At 67.1% G+C, this 16,534-nt stretch carries 13 protein-coding genes and 1 tRNA gene; 5 read left to right on the plus strand and 9 right to left on the minus strand.

Annotated features, from left to right (window positions below; all coding sequences use genetic code 11):
• From LZ586_RS05810 to LZ586_RS05820, 3 genes are all read right to left on the minus strand, one after another.
• Positions 1-1,056 carry a glycosyltransferase family 2 protein gene (locus tag LZ586_RS05810; RefSeq protein ID WP_235078718.1) on the minus strand — a complete coding sequence of 352 codons (1,056 nt, stop codon included), beginning with the start codon at positions 1,054-1,056 and terminating at the stop codon, positions 1-3.
• Positions 1,053-3,560: a DegT/DnrJ/EryC1/StrS family aminotransferase gene (locus tag LZ586_RS05815; RefSeq protein WP_235078719.1), complete on the minus strand. Its 2,508-nt coding sequence runs from the start codon at positions 3,558-3,560 to the stop codon at positions 1,053-1,055. The genes LZ586_RS05810 and LZ586_RS05815 overlap by 4 nt, the downstream gene beginning before the upstream one ends.
• Positions 3,561-3,680: 120 nt before the next feature.
• The gene (locus LZ586_RS05820) at positions 3,681-4,262 is read right to left on the minus strand and encodes a hypothetical protein (RefSeq protein WP_235078720.1); all 582 of its coding nucleotides are present in this window, start codon (positions 4,260-4,262) and stop codon (positions 3,681-3,683) included.
• 144 nt (positions 4,263-4,406) lie between these two features.
• Here LZ586_RS05820 and LZ586_RS05825 point away from each other — a divergent pair, with 144 nt between their 5' ends.
• From LZ586_RS05825 to LZ586_RS05835, 3 genes are all read left to right on the plus strand, one after another.
• A complete protein-coding gene (locus tag LZ586_RS05825; RefSeq protein ID WP_235078721.1) occupies positions 4,407-4,955 on the plus strand; it encodes a hypothetical protein in 549 nt (182 codons plus the stop codon).
• Between the two features lie 158 nt (positions 4,956-5,113).
• Positions 5,114-5,524 carry a DUF2147 domain-containing protein gene (locus LZ586_RS05830; protein WP_235078722.1) on the plus strand — a complete coding sequence of 137 codons (411 nt, stop codon included), beginning with the start codon at positions 5,114-5,116 and terminating at the stop codon, positions 5,522-5,524.
• Positions 5,525-5,572: 48 nt separating this feature from the next.
• Complete coding sequence (locus LZ586_RS05835) at positions 5,573-6,877, plus strand: OmpP1/FadL family transporter (RefSeq protein WP_235078723.1); 1,305 nt, start codon at positions 5,573-5,575, stop codon at positions 6,875-6,877.
• Positions 6,878-7,090: 213 nt separating this feature from the next.
• On the opposite strand, the gene LZ586_RS05840 is transcribed toward LZ586_RS05835, so the two are convergent.
• Together LZ586_RS05840 and lepA are read right to left on the minus strand one after the other, a co-directional pair.
• A complete protein-coding gene (locus LZ586_RS05840; RefSeq protein WP_235078724.1) occupies positions 7,091-8,083 on the minus strand; it encodes an MBL fold metallo-hydrolase in 993 nt (330 codons plus the stop codon).
• Positions 8,083-9,891 (minus strand): translation elongation factor 4, encoded by a 1,809-nt coding sequence (gene lepA / locus LZ586_RS05845; RefSeq protein ID WP_235078725.1) that lies wholly within the window; start codon positions 9,889-9,891, stop codon positions 8,083-8,085. The genes LZ586_RS05840 and lepA overlap by 1 nt, the downstream gene beginning before the upstream one ends.
• A gap of 237 nt (positions 9,892-10,128) precedes the next feature.
• Between lepA and LZ586_RS05850 the strand changes: the two genes are divergently transcribed.
• Positions 10,129-10,857: a DUF72 domain-containing protein gene (locus LZ586_RS05850; RefSeq protein ID WP_235078726.1), complete on the plus strand. Its 729-nt coding sequence runs from the start codon at positions 10,129-10,131 to the stop codon at positions 10,855-10,857.
• A gap of 74 nt (positions 10,858-10,931) precedes the next feature.
• Positions 10,932-11,008: transfer RNA gene (locus tag LZ586_RS05855), tRNA-Pro, on the plus strand.
• 88 nt (positions 11,009-11,096) lie between these two features.
• Here LZ586_RS05855 and LZ586_RS05860 read toward each other — a convergent pair.
• The 4 genes from LZ586_RS05860 to LZ586_RS05875 form a co-directional block, all read right to left on the minus strand.
• Entirely contained in the window at positions 11,097-11,378 is a 282-nt protein-coding gene (locus LZ586_RS05860) for an Hpt domain-containing protein (protein ID WP_235078727.1), read from the minus strand.
• Complete coding sequence (locus LZ586_RS05865; RefSeq protein WP_235078728.1) at positions 11,375-11,740, minus strand: response regulator; 366 nt, start codon at positions 11,738-11,740, stop codon at positions 11,375-11,377. Before LZ586_RS05865 ends, LZ586_RS05860 begins: the two co-directional genes overlap by 4 nt.
• The gene (locus tag LZ586_RS05870) at positions 11,737-13,845 is read right to left on the minus strand and encodes an ATP-binding protein (protein ID WP_235078729.1); all 2,109 of its coding nucleotides are present in this window, start codon (positions 13,843-13,845) and stop codon (positions 11,737-11,739) included. The genes LZ586_RS05865 and LZ586_RS05870 overlap by 4 nt, the downstream gene beginning before the upstream one ends.
• A 198-nt stretch (positions 13,846-14,043) precedes the next feature.
• Positions 14,044-16,527, minus strand: a complete 2,484-nt coding sequence (locus LZ586_RS05875; RefSeq protein ID WP_235078730.1) for a fimbrial biogenesis outer membrane usher protein — start codon at positions 16,525-16,527, stop codon at positions 14,044-14,046.
• Between the last annotated feature and the right edge of the window lie 7 nt (positions 16,528-16,534).

Genomic DNA, 16,534 nt, shown 5'->3' on the forward strand with positions numbered 1-16,534 from the left:
TTAGCCCTTCAGCGAACGGGTCCGCAGACGCCGCACTGCCCCGATCGCCTGGCTGGCGAGCAGGTCCGGCAGCTGCCTCGCCGCCACGCGCGGACGATTGCGGGCGAAGCTCTGGTGCAGCGCCAGCCGGCCCGAGCGGATGCCGGTACGGTTCAGGCGCCACCACAGCTTCGCCAGTTCCCCATCCATATAGTCCAGCTCGGCACGGCTATAGCCATGCTGCGCCGTCAGCGCGTCGCGCAGCCCAGTGAGCGTCTCGAACAGCAGGTCCAGCGTGGCCCGGTCCGGCACCGGCGCGCCGTCCATCACATGCCGCACCAGCAGCCCGGCGATATCGGGCGTCCCCTCCCCCAGCAACGCGCGGTGCCGGTCGCGCAGCACTTCCTCGGCATGCGCGTACATCATGTCGGTGAACCGCTGCGACGCCCCGCCCGGGTGGACGCGGTAGAGCATCAGCACCTCGTCGATCTGGTCGATCCGGCCGAATGCGCGCAGCCGCTGGTAAAGGTCGAAATCCTCGACATAGCGCCGCTCGGGCCGCTCGAACGGGTCGAGCCGGCGCGCGGCGTCGGTGCGGAACATCACCGAGGACCAGGCGATCGGATTGCGGATCAGCATCAGCCAGTCGATGCGCGCGCGGCTGAGTGGACGCGGCCAGTGACCGGGCACGCGCTTGCCCTCGACCAGCTGGTCGGCGGCGGTGCTGACCAGCACGGTGTCGGGGTACCGATCCAGGAACGCCACCTGCCTGGCGAAACGCTCGGGCAGGCTCAAATCGTCCTGGTCGAGCCCGGCGACATAGCGGCCGCGCACGTCGGCGAACGCCCGGTTGCGGGCAATCACCGGCCCGCCATTCTCGGCCGACCGGATCACCCGGATGCGAGGATCGCCAAAGCTTTCGAGCACCGCCACGCTGCCGTCGGCCGAACAATCGTCGACCGCGATCAGCTCCCAGTCGCTCAGCGTCTGCGCGCGCAGGCTCTCCAACGTCTCGGACAGATGCGCGGCGCCGTTATAGACCGCCATCACCACCGACACGGCGGGCGTGGCGGTCACGCGGCCGCCCGGGCGCTTCGGTCCAGCAGCTGTTCGACGATCATCTGGCCGATATCGTTCTGCCACAGCCACAGGCCGTTGGCCTTGCCGCTGAAGCTGGCCTCGCCGCCAAGCTTGCCCTCGGGAACATGCCCCGACGCCAGGCCGATGCCATACACACCGGGAACCACCCGGCCCTCGGCATCGAGCACGCGGCATTGCTGGTCGACCAGGCGCGGCCGGCTGCCGCTGTCGGCGGCAAGCGCGATGCGCACGCCGGACGCGTCGTACAGCGGCAGCGCGCGAGGGCGGTAGCCAAGCGCGCCGATCACGACATCGGCCGAAGTCAGCTCGGCAAGGATCGCCTCGCCATCATCCGCACCGATCTGCCGCAGCGCCATGCGCGGGTCGGGTGCGCGACCGCCCACGCCCAGCATGCGCAGCACGAGTTCGCGCGCTTCCAGTCGGAAGCCGCCCAGCCGATAGACGAAGCCGCTCAGCGGACAGATGTCCTGCGGCCCGAAGTCGGTGAAGCCGTCGGCTCGCGCCGCCTCGGCGGAGGGATAGAAGGGCCGCAGCGGCCGGCGATGGTAGAGCGCCAGCCCCCCGGCCCCGAGCGGCAGCGCCGGCGCCGCCTTGAGGAGCAGGCACGCGGCGGCGAGCGCGCTGGTCGATCCGCCGACGATGGCGATGCGCGGCGAGCGCTTGTCGGCGATGCGCGCGCGCAGCGCGTCCAGGCCGCCGATTCGCAGGAACGCATCGCCGGGCATCAGCCGGTCGCCGGCAAGTTCGCCCAGCGGCACGCCCGCCACGCACTCGGCGCGGATCTCCTGGGGCGACTGGTGGCCCCCGGTGGCGATCACCAGGCTGCGGGTGCGCATCGTGCGCTCCTGCCCGGTGACCAGGTTACGCACCCGCGCCGTCCAGCTGCCATCGCCACCCTGGCGCGCGTCGACCACTTCGCTGCGCGTGGCGATCACACCGCCATTGCCCGTGACAAGCGTCGCCAGCTGCGCGCCGGTTGCCTCCAGGAAAGGCGTCGCCCGGGTAAGCGGCACGCCGAGCTTGCCGGCATATTGCGCCACTTCGCGTCCGGCCGGATGCTGCGTCAGGCCAGCGATGGCATCATGCGCACTGCCCTTCACCGCCGTCAGGAAAGTCTCGGCAGTGCTGTCCGAAGTGATGGCATAGGTGCCCAGCTCGCCGCGGCCGAGCACCGCATCGCGCTCCACCACCGCCAGCCCACGCTCGGCGAGCGGGATCAGCGCACCCGACTTGCTGGCCGCGGTCAGCAGCGCCGTGCCCGCCGGGCCGCCGCCAACGATCAGCGCCTCGTGGACGAAGCTCCCCCGCCGCTCGCGTCCCAGCCCGTGCAACCCGGATCGCACGCACGCGTCGATCAGCGTTTCGCACACCCGCTCGACATCGCCCTGCGTCATCCCGTCGGTGACCGGCAGCGACACCACGCGCGCCGCAACATCCTCGGTCACCGGCAGCGGCTCGCTGACTCCATGCGCGCGGAACCAGGGCTGCTCGCCCAGATGCGGGCTGAAATACCGGCCAGCGCCGATGCCGGCCTCCTCCAGCATCGTGAGGATCGCGCCCCGGTGCCCGGCAAAAGCGCGCGGCAACAGCACGGACTGGAACTGAAGCGCGGGACGGCTGCCGCGAAGATGCTGGAACTCGAAGCCGTTCTCCGCGGCGAACGCACCCAGCCGCTCGCGATAGATCGCGTCGAGCCGCATCCGGTGCGCAGCGACGCTGTCGAGCATGTCCAGACGCTCGGCGGCGAGCAGCCCCAGCACTTCGGGAAGTTTGGCGTTGAGCCCCGGCCCTTCCGCCGACCGCCCGCCGGCAAAGCCGAAATTGGCCATGCGCCGAAGCTCGTCGATCAGCGCGGCATCGCCCGAATGGACCAGCCCGCCTTCCGCGGTCGCAAACACCTTGGTCGCGTGCATCGAATACACGACGGCGAACGGCGATCCTGCACCGAACTGCCCGCCGGCCGCGTCGATCGCGCCCAGCGAGGCGGCGGCGTCGATCACAACCCCGATCCCACGCTCGGCATAGCCGCGGTAGCGGTCGAGATCGATCCCGGCGCCAAAGGTCGCGTACGGAACGACCACCGCGATCCGGTCTCCGTAGCGCGCCATCGCACGGGCTTCCGCCTGCGCGCTCGCGGCCCAATCCTCGGGGTCGATGTCGCACAGCAACGGCGTGAGCCCCGCCCACTCGGCGGCATGCGCCGTGGCGGCAAAGGTGAAGGCGGGGATCAGTGCATAGGCGCCGGTGGCGGCCCGCGGTCCCGCAGCCTGGCGGATCGCGATCATCAGCCCCAGCGTGGCGTTTGCGACGGCGAGGCAGTCGCCCTGGCCCGCAAAGAGCCGCGACGTCGCCTCGGCTTCGAAGCCGCGCACTACCGGGCCGCCGTTGGAATAGATCCCGCGCGCCTCGATCGCGCGCAGCTGCGCCGCCATTCCGCTCAGCTTCGGCGGTTGCGGCGCAATCAACGGCAGCCGATTCATAACGTCTCCCAGCCGGACCGCCGCGAATCCGCGCGATCTCAAAGCCGGGGTTGTGCCAAACGGCGCCTTAGATTTGGTAAAGCAGCCGCAGGTCAGGACGACCTGCGGCTGCGTTTCGGCTTATTTGCTGGTCTTGGCTGGCGCAGTTGCCGCGACGGCCGCGTCGAATTCGGCCTGGGTCATGCTGACGAACAGGCCCTGGTCATTGGCGCCGATGCCGGCGATCGGCACGCTGACGGCGCTGCCCTTGGCGGTGGCGAGCACGACTTGGTCGCCATTCACTTGCTTCACCGTGGCGAGCACCGCGCCGGCACTGCCGTGCACCGGCGCACCGGGAACGATCTTGGCGCGGATCTGGCCCGCGGCTGCCGCGCTCGCCTGCGCGGCGGCGGCATCCAGTTCGGTCCTGGTCATGCCCAGGGTCGGACCCTTGGGGCTGGTGCCGAAGCTGGTGAGCGGAATGGTCGCGCGATTGGTGCCGGTGAACACCACCGCATTGCCACCGCTGATGGTCTCGATCTTGCCGACCTCGGCGCCGGAACCGTCAAACACGGTGGCCCCGGCAGTGGGTGCGGTCTGCGCGGCAGACGTTGCCGCAGGAGCGGGCGTAGCCGCCGGGGCGGGCGCGGTCTGCGCATGCCCTGCGGCGGGCAGCAGGGCGGCGCCCAGCGCGGCAACCGCAATCGATGCGAACTTCGTCATTCGAAATCTCCTGACTGTTGAACCCCCTATGTAGTCACGAACCCGCCATTTTGTTTCACATCGGAGACGACCGGAGCCAATGACGGGGTGGATCGCGCGACCCGCGCCCTGCGCCCGGAACCGAAGGCCACGCGTTGGGCAGCGATGCACGATCCCGCAACGCTCGTCGAAAGCCATGCCATTCACCCGACGCGAACCGACAGGTTCGTCGCCTGGCGTGATGCCTATGTCGATGCCATCGGCGCCGCGCCCGGGCACCGCGCGACCACGGAGATGGAGCAGCCGGGTGGGCTCAACCATCTGTTCTCGTGGTTCGAAACTGCCGCCGACCTCGATGCCTGGACCAAATCGGACAGCTACCGCCGCCTGTCGGAGGCGCGCGACGCCTTCACCGCGACGCTGGTCCAGCGCGGCACCGGAAGCGCCCTTCGGTTCGAAGTCCCGAGCGAGGCGACCGCACGCAAATGGAAGCGCTTCCTGGTCACCTGGTGCGCGGTGCTGCCGATCCTGCTCGCGCTGAACACCGCCGTGCGAACGCTTTTTCCAGGATTGCCGCCGCTGGTGCAGCTCTGCGTCACATCGCCGATCCTGACTGCGCTTCTCACCTGGGTCGTGCTGCCGCGCATCCAGCGCTGGTCGAGCTACTGGCTGTTGCAGGATCGCCACGGCAGGCTGAGCAAACACCCGGACTGAACCTCCGGTATCGTATGTTCATGCAGCGGAAAGCTTCGCGATGGAACAAAGGGTACGGATCGTGGTTCCCACGCGCGAGATAGAAGGCTAAGGGCCCGGTCAACCATAACCCCTGCCGGCCATTCATCTGAAGGCGGCTTGCGGAACGAGGAGAGTACATGCTGTTTACGCTTGCCGCACTGGCGCTTGTTGCACCGCCACCGCAGGCCGCGGACTCCGTGCTGGGCCGCTGGAAGGCCGAGACCCGCAACGGAATCATCGAGATCCAGCGTTGCGGACCGTCCATCTGCGGACGGCTGATCAGCTCGGATGCGCTGCGCACCAATCCCAACCTGAAGGACGCCAACAACAAGGACGCGAACCTGCGCAATCGGCAGCTACGCGGACTGCAGATCCTCAGCGGCTTCCAGCAGAGCGGGAATGGCTGGACCAACGGCAAGATCTACAATGCGGAGGATGGCAAGACGTACACCGCGGATGTGACGCCGGCCGGGCCGAACGCGCTCAAGCTGCGCGGCTGCGTGTTCAAGCCGTTCTGCAAGACCCAGACCTGGACGCGCGTGCGCTGACAAGCGCCGCGTCCTTCGATTTAGTACAGTAGAGTAAAGGGGTTCCCCATGTTCAATCGTAAAACCGTGCTGGCGGCCACGTCGGCAACCATCGCCCTGTTCGGCTCCGCCGGCGTCGCCCACGCCCAGGCCTTCTACCTCCAGGAACAGTCGACCCGCGCCGCCGGCCGCGCCTTTTCGGGCGAAGCTGCCGACACCGGCGCCGCGTCGCTGTGGTGGAACCCGGCCGCCATTGGCGGCGCGACCGAGGGTGATGCCGTGGTCTCCGCCACGCTGATCCTGCCAAAGGGCGACGTGCGCAACAACGGCACGGTGATCCGCCGTCCCGGCCAGGCCTTCGCCCCGGTGGGCGGCGAACAGGATTCGCGCAACCCGATCAACAACGGCGTGCTGCCCGCCGGCGCGATCGCCGTGCCGCTCAACGACCGCGTCGCGGTAGGCCTCGCGGTGACCTCGCCGTTCAGCTTCACCACCGACTATGCCAGCGACAGCTGGGCGCGCTACAGCGCCGACCGTACCAAGCTGCTGACGATCGACATCCAGCCTTCGATCGCCTTCGCGGTCACCGACTGGCTCCGCGTCGGCGGCGCTGCGAACATCGAGTATACCGATGCCAGCCTCAGCAACGCGCTGCCCAACGTCTCGCCGCTGCAGCCCGACGGCCGCCAGGAACTCAACGGCAATGGCTGGGACTTCGGCTGGACCGCCGGCTTCCAGATGCACAACGAAGTCGCGACGATCGGCTTCAGCTACAAGTCGGCGATCAAGCACACGCTGAACGGCACGCTGGAGGTCAGCGGCCTGCTGGCGCCGATCCCCGCCGCGCAGAACATCTCGGTCGACGACGCCGAAGCCAGCTTCTACACCCCGGCCCAGGCGATCGTCGCCGGCCGTTTCCGCCTCGGCGACAAGCTGACGCTGAACGCGCAGGCAATCAACTATCAGTGGAGCAAGTTCGACGCGATCCGTCTGGGGGCGCCGATCAACCAGGCGATCCCGGAGAACTACAAGGACAGCTGGAGCCTGGCCGGCGGCTTCGACTATGCCGTCTCGCCGAGCTTCACGCTGCGCGCTGGCGTCCAGCACGCCACCACCCCGACCCGCGACGGCGAGCGTGACGCGCGCGTCCCGGATTCGGACCGCTGGAACTACGGCGTCGGCGCGTCGTACGAAGTGAACCAGCGCTTCGGGCTCGACCTGAGCGCCAACTATGTCGACTTCGAAGACGCCACGATCGACCGTCCGACGGCTACGGGCCTCAACACGCCGTTGGCCACGGTCGTTCGCACCAGCGGCACGGTCGAGAATGCCCGCGCGATCGTTCTGTCGGCAGGCGGCCACGTCCGCTTCTGATCGCGCATAGCGGTTGAAAAAAGGGGCGGGCCGCGCAAGCGGCTCGCCCTTTTTCTTTGCATCTCCGGCGACGACGTAGCCCTGGAACATACCCGTCATCCCGGCCTTGAGCCGGGATCCCGCTTCTTCTGCCGACGGTTAGGCAGCGGGACCCCGGCTCCAGGCCGGGATGACAAAGGAAACGGCAATCCCGCCCGGCGGCGAGGCCACGGCTCAAAACCGCAAGCGCTGGCCCTGCTCGGGGATCACGAAGCGCACGCCCAGGTCGTTGCCGGCCTGCAATTCGGACAGGATCTGCCGCTGCGGCTGCGTATCGCCTAGCGCGTATTTGATATGCGCGACGACGATCGGCATGCCGCGCAGGCTGCCCTTCCCCGTCAGCGCCTCAAGCGTGCGGAGCTCGGCCAACAGGTGCCGCGGCGTCAGATGCCCGAACAGCTTGTCGTCGGGCCGGTCGTTGGCGAACGACACTTCGATCACGATCGCCTTGAGCCGCTTGGCGCGCACGCGCTCGGCCACTGCCGCCCAGACGCGCGCGAGCTTGTCGCCATGCTCGACCGCATCGGCGCCGGTGTCGCCAAAGCACAGCATCGCGTCCGCGCCGTGCTCGATCAGGAACGCGGTCGACTCCATCCCGCCATGCGCCAGCGGAAACGGCGTCACGGTCATCGCCGTGCCCGCCAGCGGCGTCGGCATACCCGGCTTCAGATCCTCGACATGATATTTGCCCAGCCGCGGCTCGGCGCCGCGATCGGTGAAGTTGCTCCACGGACCCGGCCGGAAATAGCTGCGGGCGATCTCGGCGTTGACCGAAGCCAGCGCATAGATCGGCTTGGGACTGTCGTCGGGCGAGGCGATGATCAGCCCTGACAAATGGTCCAGATGCGGGTGGCTGATCAGATACCCCTTGATGTCGTGCTTGAGGACATAACCGACGCGGCTGAGCCCCTCCCCCGCCGGCACCCGCACATCCTCGAACGCGCCCTTCGCCTCGGCGACGCGCAGCCCCTGCACCAGCGTGCCCGCATCGCAGGTCACGCCGCGCGCATCCCCCTGCGGACGCACCAAATAGCTGCTGAGATTGCCGTCCTCGATCCCGCCGCGCGCGCCGAGCACGACCACATCGAACCCTGGCGTTGCCGCCATCGGGGCCGGCACCGGCGCCGCCGCCGTCGCCAGCAGCCCCGCCAATGCCAGCGCGCGCATTATTCCTCGCCCATCCGCAGCGCGGCGATAAAGGCTTCCTGCGGGATCTGCACCGAGCCGTACTCGCGCATCCGCTTCTTGCCTTCCTTCTGCTTTTCCAGAAGCTTGCGCTTGCGGCTGATGTCGCCGCCATAGCATTTCGCAGTCACGTCCTTGCGCAGCGCCGCGATGGTTTCACGGGCGATCACCTTGCCGCCGATCGCCGCCTGGATCGGGATCTTGAACAGGTGGCGCGGGATCAGGTCCTTCAGCCGCTCGCACATGCCCCGGCCGCGCGTCTCCGCGGTGGAAGCGTGGACGATCATCGACAGCGCGTCGACCGGCTCGTTGTTCACCAGGATGCTCATCTTGACCAGGTCGCCTTCGCGGTGACCGATCTGCTCATAATCGAAGCTGGCATAGCCGCGGCTGATGCTCTTCAGCCGGTCGTAAAAGTCGAACACCACTTCGTTGAGCGGCAGCTCATAGGTGAGCTGCGCGCGCCCGCCGACATAGGTCAGGTCGCGCTGGATGCCGCGGCGATCCTGGCACAGCTTGAGGATCGAGCCGAGATATTCGTCGGGGACATAGATCACCGCCTTGATCCACGGCTCCTCGATCATCTCGATCCGGTTGGGATCGGGCATGTCGGCCGGATTGTGCAGCTCGATCTCGCGCGCCGACGCTTCGCCCGCCGCCTTGGTCAGCTTCAGCTTGTAGACCACCGACGGGGCGGTGGTGATCAGGTCGAGGTCATATTCGCGCGTCAGCCGCTCCTGGATGATCTCCAGGTGGAGCAGTCCCAGGAACCCGCAGCGGAAGCCGAAGCCGAGCGCTGCCGAGGTTTCCATTTCGAACGAGAACGACGCATCGTTGAGCCGCAGCTTCGAGATCGACTCGCGCAGCTTCTCGAAATCGGCGGCATCGACCGGGAACAGCCCGCAGAACACCACCGGCTGGACTTCCTTGAAGCCCTCCAGCGCCTGTGACGTCGGGCGCTTGGCGTCGGTCAGCGTGTCGCCGACGCGCGCCTGCGCCACTTCCTTGATCTGCGCGGTGATGAAGCCGATCTCGCCGGGGCCCAGGTCGGGCAGCTGCTCGATCTTGGGGCGGAACGCGCCGACCCGGTCGATCAGGTGCGTCGTGCCCGCCGCCATGAACTTGATCTGCTGGCCCTTCTTGATCGACCCGTCGATCACGCGGACCAGGATCACGACGCCCAGATACGGGTCGTACCAGCTGTCGACCAGCATCGCCTTGAGCGGCGCTTCGGGATCGCCCTTGGGTGCCGGGATGCGCTCGACGATCGCGTCCAGTATCTCCTCGATGCCGATGCCCGACTTGGCGCTGGCGAGCACTGCGTTCGACGCGTCGATGCCGATGATCTCCTCGATCTCGTGGCGCACCTTTTCGGGTTCGGCCGAGGGAAGATCGATCTTGTTGATCACCGGGATGATCTCGTGATCATGCTCGATCGACTGATAGACATTGGCCAGCGTCTGGGCTTCCACGCCCTGCGCCGCGTCCACCACCAGCAGCGCGCCCTCGCATGCCGCCAGGCTGCGCGAGACTTCGTAGGCGAAGTCGACATGGCCCGGTGTGTCCATCAGGTTGAGGACATGGCCCTTCCACTCCAGGCGCACGGTCTGCGCCTTGATGGTGATGCCGCGCTCTTTCTCGATGTCCATGTTGTCGAGCACCTGCGCGCTCATCTCGCGCTCGGTCAGGCCGCCGGTGCGCTGGATCAGCCGGTCGGCAAGCGTCGACTTGCCATGGTCGATATGCGCGATGATCGAGAAGTTGCGGATCTTGGAGAGTTCGGTGGCCATGATCGCCGCGCGTTAGCAGGGCGGAGCGCCCGTGCGAAGAGGCTGTTGGATTTACGCAGAAACCCGGACCGTCGATTTCCCGAGCATCGCTTCGGGCGTCAACGAGATAGTCGAGTTCCAGAACGCCGCCCTCCCCCCTCTTGCGGCGTTCCAGGGCCGGCTCCCTCTCCTCCCTCTGCGGAGCCGGCCCGACCTCGCGCGCGGGAACCCGACCAAGCCCCGGTGGATTGCGCAGCCATGGCCTCGAACCTCCGCATCGGCACGGCCGGCTGGGCGCTCCCCACCGCGGTACGCGACCGCTTCCCCGAAGAGGTGAGCAACCTCGCCCGCTATGCCGCGCGGTTCAACGCTGCGGAGATCAACAGCAGCTTCCACCGCCCGCACCGGCCCGGCACCTATGCGCGCTGGGCAGACACCGTCGGCGCCGATTTCCGCTTCTCGGTAAAGCTGCCCAAAACGATCAGCCATGAGGCGAAGCTTCAGGATTGCGGCGCATTGCTGGCGACCTTCTTGGACCAGGCGCACGCGCTCGGCACCAGGCTGGGTCCGGTCCTGCTCCAGCTGCCGCCAAAGCTCGCCTTCGACGATGCGGTGGCGGCGCGCTTCCTGCGGGAGTTCCGCGCCGCGTCGGACGCGCAGCTCGTCTGCGAGCCGCGCCATGCCAGCTGGTTCGAAGCCGAGGCCGACGCATTGCTCGTCGAACACCAGGTCGCGCGAGTCGCCGCCGATCCGGCCAAGGTGCCCGAAGCCGCGCGGCCCGGGGGTTGGCCGGGGCTCGCTTATTTCCGCCTGCACGGCAGCCCGCGCATCTATTGGTCGAGCTACGAACCCGACGCGCTGGCGCGCTGGAGCGAAGCAGCCGACGCCGCCACGGCCGGCGAGTGCTGGGTCATCTTCGACAACACCGCCAGCGGCGCCGCGACCGGGAACGCGCTCTCCCTTCTGGAGGAGGGTTCGCCCGCGTGACCCCGCACACGGCGGCGTCGTTTTTGCTTGATCGCCGACAAGCCCCCCGCTAGGGGCACCACCCTGCAATGTGTCGGGGCGTGGCGCAGTCTGGTAGCGCACTGGTCTCGGGGTCCAGGGGTCGTAGGTTCGAATCCTATCGCCCCGACCATTGCAGCGACCTTCCTGGCTGAGTGCGGGAAGCATGTCCCCGACCTCTTGAAATCTTCTGCTGTGCCGGCCCTCGCGGATCCCGCGCGTCAGCCGCCCAAGCCGCGAAGTTGCCGGATCAGGTCCTCGGCCAGGCTGTGCAGCGCTGCCGACGGTGCGGCCGCGTCGACGCTCTCTTCAAGCTCCCGTGCCAGATCGGTAAGCTCCGGAAATCCGAACATACCCGCACGTCCCGCCACTCGGTGGCTGATATCGCGTACCTGCGTCCACGCCCGCCCCGCGGCATGTCGTTCGAGTTCTGCTGCGTCGCCCTCTGCTTCGCCGATGAAGCGTTGCCGCAAGGCCTGCATCCGTTGCTGGAAGTCGCTCAATCGATGAGTTCCCGAACCTTGATCGCCAGCGTCATCGGATCGAAGGGTTTGGCCAGCACGCCACGGGCGCCCAGCGCTTCGAACCCGCGCACTTCCGAAGCCTGGGTCCGGGCGGTGATGAACACTACCGGGATTGCTGCAGTCTGCGGCGCCGCTCGAAGATGTGCGAACACCGTGGGTCCGTCCATCTCCGGCATCATCACATCGAGCAACACCAGATCCGGTTGCCATGCCGATGCCTGCGCGATCGCCTCCGGTCCCGTCGCGCAGGTCCGAACCTCGAACTCCGGATCCAGCTCTAGCGACATCTCCGCGACTTCGCGGATATCGGCTTCATCGTCTACATAGAGGATCCGTGTCATCGGACCGGTCCGCTCCGCTGCTCGCTCACGCGCTCCATTACCGCCGCTACCAGTTGATCGAGGCTCGCGCGCGACTTGACCAGCACCAGGTCCGCGCCTTCCGATCGCACGCGATCCAGTTCCTGCGCGGTGAAGATGATGATCGGGATCGACGGGTTGCCTGCGCGGATCAGCGGTACGAGTTCCAGCCCGCTGCCGTCGGCCAGGCCGATGTCGAGGATCACCGCATCGAAGGTACGATTGCGGATCGCCGCCTTTGCCTCGACGACGCTCGGGGTGGAAAACAGCTCCGCGCGCCCTTCGAACACGCTTGCCAGGACCCGCAGCATGTCGGGATCGTCGTCGACATGCAGGATCGACGTCGCGCCCGAGACGGCGTGACTAGGCTGCGGCTGCATCCCGGGTGCAGCGATCGCGGTGGCGGCAGGCAAGTCGACATAAAAGGTCGCGCCTTCGCCCGGTATGCTCTCGAAGCTGACCGCCCCGCCCAGCCGCGTGACGATCTCGCGGACGATGCTGAGCCCCAGGCCCGTGCCGCCCTTCTTCCGCGCATCCGTATTGTCGGCCTGTGCGAACTTGCCGAAGATCCGGTCCTGGAAGCTTTCGGCTATGCCTTCGCCTTCATCCACCACGCTGATCCGAAACCGGCGATCCAGCGGCGTGACCCGCAGCCTCACTGTCCCTTCCGGCCTCGAAAATTTGACTGCGTTGGACACCAGGTTGGTCAGGACTTGGATCAACCGATCCTCGTCGGCGAGTATCGCGGCACCGCGCGGGGGTGTCTCCACCTCGATGCGCACGCCATATTCGGCGGCGAAACCGGCATTGTCGCCAGCCACCCGCCTCAGCAAAGGCTCCAATTCGATCGGCTTGAGGTCGAACGTCATGCGGCCCGCCTCGATTTTCTCGATGTCGAGAATATCGTTGATCAGCCGCACCAGCCGCGTCGAGTTGCTTTGGGCGATCTGCACGAGCCGCAAGGCCTTCGGCGGAATGGCGCCGGCGGCCCCACCGGCAACCAGGCCCAGCGAGCCGGCGATCGACGTGAGCGGCGTGCGAAGCTCATGGCTGACGGTCGCGACGAACTCAGCCTTTATCTGCTCGATCTCGCGGCGTTCGCTTATGTCTCGGCACACCGCCAGGAACAGGGGCGTGTCGGCAATCGGCACGGAGCTGAGCGACACTTCCAGCGGAAAGAGCGAGTTGTCCCGCCTCCGGCCAACGAACTCCTGCATGGCACCCGTGACTGTCCCGCGATGCTCCTGCAGCCGGCGCAGGAAGCTTTCGATCCGGCCGCGGTCGGGCGCCACTTCGAACAATATCCCGATGTCGCGGCGGAGCAGTTCGTCGATGCCATAGCCGAACATCCGCGCTGCCGCGGGATTGAGGCTCTCGACGCTGCCGCTATGGTTCAGCACGATCATGCCGTCCTTCGCGCTGTCGAATATCGCCGCCTGGCGGGCAGCCATGTCTTCGGACCGGCGCCGCGCCGCGTCCCGCGCTGCATTGCTGCGCATGACCAGCAGGCCTGCGCCCGCCACCAGAAGCAGCAGGATGGCCTGTAGCGCGAAGGTCTCGATCCGCAACCGGATCCTTGCGGCCTCCACGCCCCGGGTCGCGCGTTCGAGCGCACCACGCTCGGCGCTGGAAATGTGAGCGATCAACGCCCGGATACGGTCCATGGACCGCTTCCCCTCGCCGACCGCGACCAGCCGCTGCGCCGCACCGCGCTCGCCGCGCTGGCTCAACCCGATCGCCCGATCGACGAAATCACGTTCGTCCCGCGACACGCGGCGCAATTCGGCCAGGTCGTGCCGGTGCGCCCCATTGCTCGGCATACTGCGCTCGAGGTCGGCGAAAGCCGAATCGATCTGCTTCGCGGCTTCGGAATAGGGCGCGAGAAAGCGCTGGTCGCCGGTGATCAACAGCCCGCGCTGGCCGGTCTCCAGGTCCTGATGCAGCGAAAGGATGCGCTGCAATTCCGCACGCGCCTCATAGGATCTGACCACTTCGCGCCGCAGCGCCGCGGTTTCGTCGAAACCACGACCGACCAGCAGCGTGACGATCACCAGCAGCAAGGGGGTACCGATGGCTGCCGCGATCACGGTCAATCGCGCAAGAGGCGGGCGACGAGCGATAGGTATCAGCGACATCGGCAAAGAGCTTCCACGCAAGCACGCCCGCCGTCCAAGTTCAGCTGCCAATGCAGCGCAGGGTACCGGCGGGACACCGGTCCACAATTAGCCGAATGCGAATTTATTGGCAACTTTGAACAACTTGCGCGTTTTTGAACATATGCCGGATTACTTGGCGACCGGACGCAGGTCTCCCAGCGCGATCGTCGCGGAGACGCTGGCGGGAATGTCGATCGCATAGCTGGTGCGGTCAGGATCGGTGAGCGTGATCCGCCACTTGCCAGCCGCCAGCCCGGTCGCGCCGAACCGCCCGGCGGCGTTGGTGAAGAGCGCAACCGGCTCACGCTCCGGGTGCGCTGCCTCGGTGGCCGTCCCCGCGATCAGCACGACCGGCTCCCCCGACGCGTCAAGCAACCGCCCGACCACGCTGACCATGTAGTCCGATCCCACGGTAAGCCGATACCCTGCGCGATAGGGAGGCAGCAGGCGAAACGCCCCCTCCCCCAAATTTGCCCCCAGCGGCGCATCGGGCGCAGTAACCTGCACGTTCCGCTCGCTATAGCTGCTCAGGCTCGGCTGCACCGCCGTGCCCAGCATGCCGGTCGACGCCGCGAAACCACTACCGTTCGCGTCAACAAGAACGTCTACCCCCTCCAATGAGCGATGCGCGCGGACGATCGCGAAGCTGTCCTGGATCGGCCTGCCGACCGAGAACGTCCCATCGGCCATCGCCAGCGCGGTGCCGAACCGCAGCGACGTGCGCTGTCCCGTCGAGCCACCAAGATCGCGCTCGAATGTACCGTAGTGGCTGAAGCCCAGCTCGGCGCGATTGGCATAATAGACGCCGTTCAGATTGGCCCCCGCGCCCAGGTCGCTGCGCTCGATGTCGGCGTTCAAATTGTACGCTCCCGTACCTGAGCCGTGATAGCTCTGATACCCGAGCCGAGTCCGATTGGACCGGCTGTCGTAATCCGCACGAAGGCTGGAGGATCGGCCGAGCCGATATGTCAGCGACAGGAAGGCGGCAACGCGTCTGCCGCGTCCATCTTGCTCATAGCCTAGGTCTCCGGTGAAGCTCAAATCCGGGCTGACGCGCCAGCCCCCCGTCAGGCGGATGCTGCGAACGTCACTCTCTTGTTCGCGGCCGCGCGAGAACCGCAGATCCAGTCCGCCATAAACGGCGTCGGTAATCGTGGCGTTGTAGCTGAGCCCGGCGATGTAGCGATACGGGTTGGAAGGTGCGCGGGTGCCGATCGGCGCGAAGTTCCGGCTGCGCGCTTCGAACGACAGCGACAACGCATCAGCCCGGTTGCCGCTTCGCGTGATCGTACGCTGGAACGTCGTGATCGACGCCCAGCCCGATCCAACGCCGTTTATGTGCGAGGCGGAGGCGAAGCTGCCGAGCGAGCCTATCGGTGTCGCGATCACGGTCTCCACGCCGCCCATCCAGCCGCCATTGTCGACCTGCGCGTTGGCGCCCAGGGTCAAACGGTCGGTCACGCCGCGACGATAGAAGCCGCTGAACGCGAGATCGTCGCTATAGACCGGACCCCGCGCGCCGGTGGGTGCAAGCGTTCCGGCATAGAAGCCGAACTCGCTCAACCCGTTGGCGAGTTGGGATTGGTCGAGAAAGATGTTGAAGTTCATCGACTCCGTCCGCCCGGCGTCGTCGGTAATCGTCAACCGTACGTCGTTCGCCCCTTGCGTGAACGGGAAGTCCTGCAAGTCGAAGGTGCCCGGGTCGAGCTCCAGCCGGCGTACCAACTGTTCGTTGACGCGGACCTCAACCGTCGAGCGGCGATCGAGCTGGAAACTGCGGCTGCCGCGCGGGCGGATGATCGCTTGTGGATCGAGCAATGAATAGAAGCGCGATACTGATAGGCCCGCTATCTCCGGCGCGGACTGGAAGCCACGGGCAAGCGTCTGCAAATCACCGGCGGTCCACCGCACCAGGTTGTGACGATCGTCGTAAATCAGCCGCGTGCCGCGCCGCTGGAAGTCGGCACCGGCGGCGCCAGACTGCCAGTTCGCCTCGCTTTCCAGCACCACCTGACCCGCACGAACCGCACCATCGAGGAAGGTGACCGGCGCGGTCAGCCCTTCGTCCGTACCCTGCTGAACCCAGTCGAGAGTCCCGCGGATGTTGAGATAGGCGCTGAGCTCGGCGGGTTTGACATAGCTCGCCGGCCCATGTGCGCCATTGTCGCTCAGAGCTACCGCCCGGCTGATGCGGCTGGCAGCGGCGATCTCCAGCGTAAGTTGCAGCGCTTGGGAATCGTAGCGCGCGGTCACGCCTGCGCCCTGAAGGTCGCTTCGATCGAGTTGCCCGCGCTCCATTACGCGCGCGCGCAACCGCGCAAGCAACGGCGCGGCGATGCGCGGCTCCAACAAGGCGATCAGCCGCGCCGCCGCGAAGCTGGCGCGCCCCCCGGCGTCCAGCGTCAGCGTCACGTCGCCTAGATAAGCCTGACCATCCAATACAGGCGCGGTCAGGACGATGGGTTTGCCGGTGGGGTTTATGGCGGCAGGATTGCCCTCAGGATCGATCACCACGCGCGCCGGCGCCGCGTCGCCGGTCTGCGCCTGCGCAGCAACTGGCGATAGCAGCGCGGCGGCGATCAGCACCACAGCCGCGGAGCCGTGCAAAGTCATGCCAGAC

Source organism: Sphingomonas sp. S2-65, from assembly GCF_021513175.1.
In the GTDB taxonomy this organism is placed as follows: Bacteria; Pseudomonadota; Alphaproteobacteria; order Sphingomonadales; family Sphingomonadaceae; genus Sphingomonas.

What these genes read in the sequence shown, in the direction of transcription:
- LZ586_RS05840 (WP_235078724.1), bottom strand. Translation starts at nt 8,083, where the DNA reads ATGCGCGCGCTGGCATTGGCGGGGCTGCTGGCGACGGCGGCGGCGCCG.
- LZ586_RS05875 (WP_235078730.1), bottom strand. Translation starts at nt 16,527, where the DNA reads ATGACTTTGCACGGCTCCGCGGCTGTGGTGCTGATCGCCGCCGCGCTG.
- LZ586_RS05815 (WP_235078719.1), bottom strand. Translation starts at nt 3,560, where the DNA reads ATGAATCGGCTGCCGTTGATTGCGCCGCAACCGCCGAAGCTGAGCGGA.
- LZ586_RS05820 (WP_235078720.1), bottom strand. Translation starts at nt 4,262, where the DNA reads ATGACGAAGTTCGCATCGATTGCGGTTGCCGCGCTGGGCGCCGCCCTG.
- LZ586_RS05830 (WP_235078722.1), top strand. Translation starts at nt 5,114, where the DNA reads ATGCTGTTTACGCTTGCCGCACTGGCGCTTGTTGCACCGCCACCGCAG.
- LZ586_RS05850 (WP_235078726.1), top strand. Translation starts at nt 10,129, where the DNA reads ATGGCCTCGAACCTCCGCATCGGCACGGCCGGCTGGGCGCTCCCCACC.
- lepA (WP_235078725.1), bottom strand. Translation starts at nt 9,891, where the DNA reads ATGGCCACCGAACTCTCCAAGATCCGCAACTTCTCGATCATCGCGCAT.
- LZ586_RS05825 (WP_235078721.1), top strand. Translation starts at nt 4,407, where the DNA reads ATGCACGATCCCGCAACGCTCGTCGAAAGCCATGCCATTCACCCGACG.
- LZ586_RS05835 (WP_235078723.1), top strand. Translation starts at nt 5,573, where the DNA reads ATGTTCAATCGTAAAACCGTGCTGGCGGCCACGTCGGCAACCATCGCC.
- LZ586_RS05865 (WP_235078728.1), bottom strand. Translation starts at nt 11,740, where the DNA reads ATGACACGGATCCTCTATGTAGACGATGAAGCCGATATCCGCGAAGTC.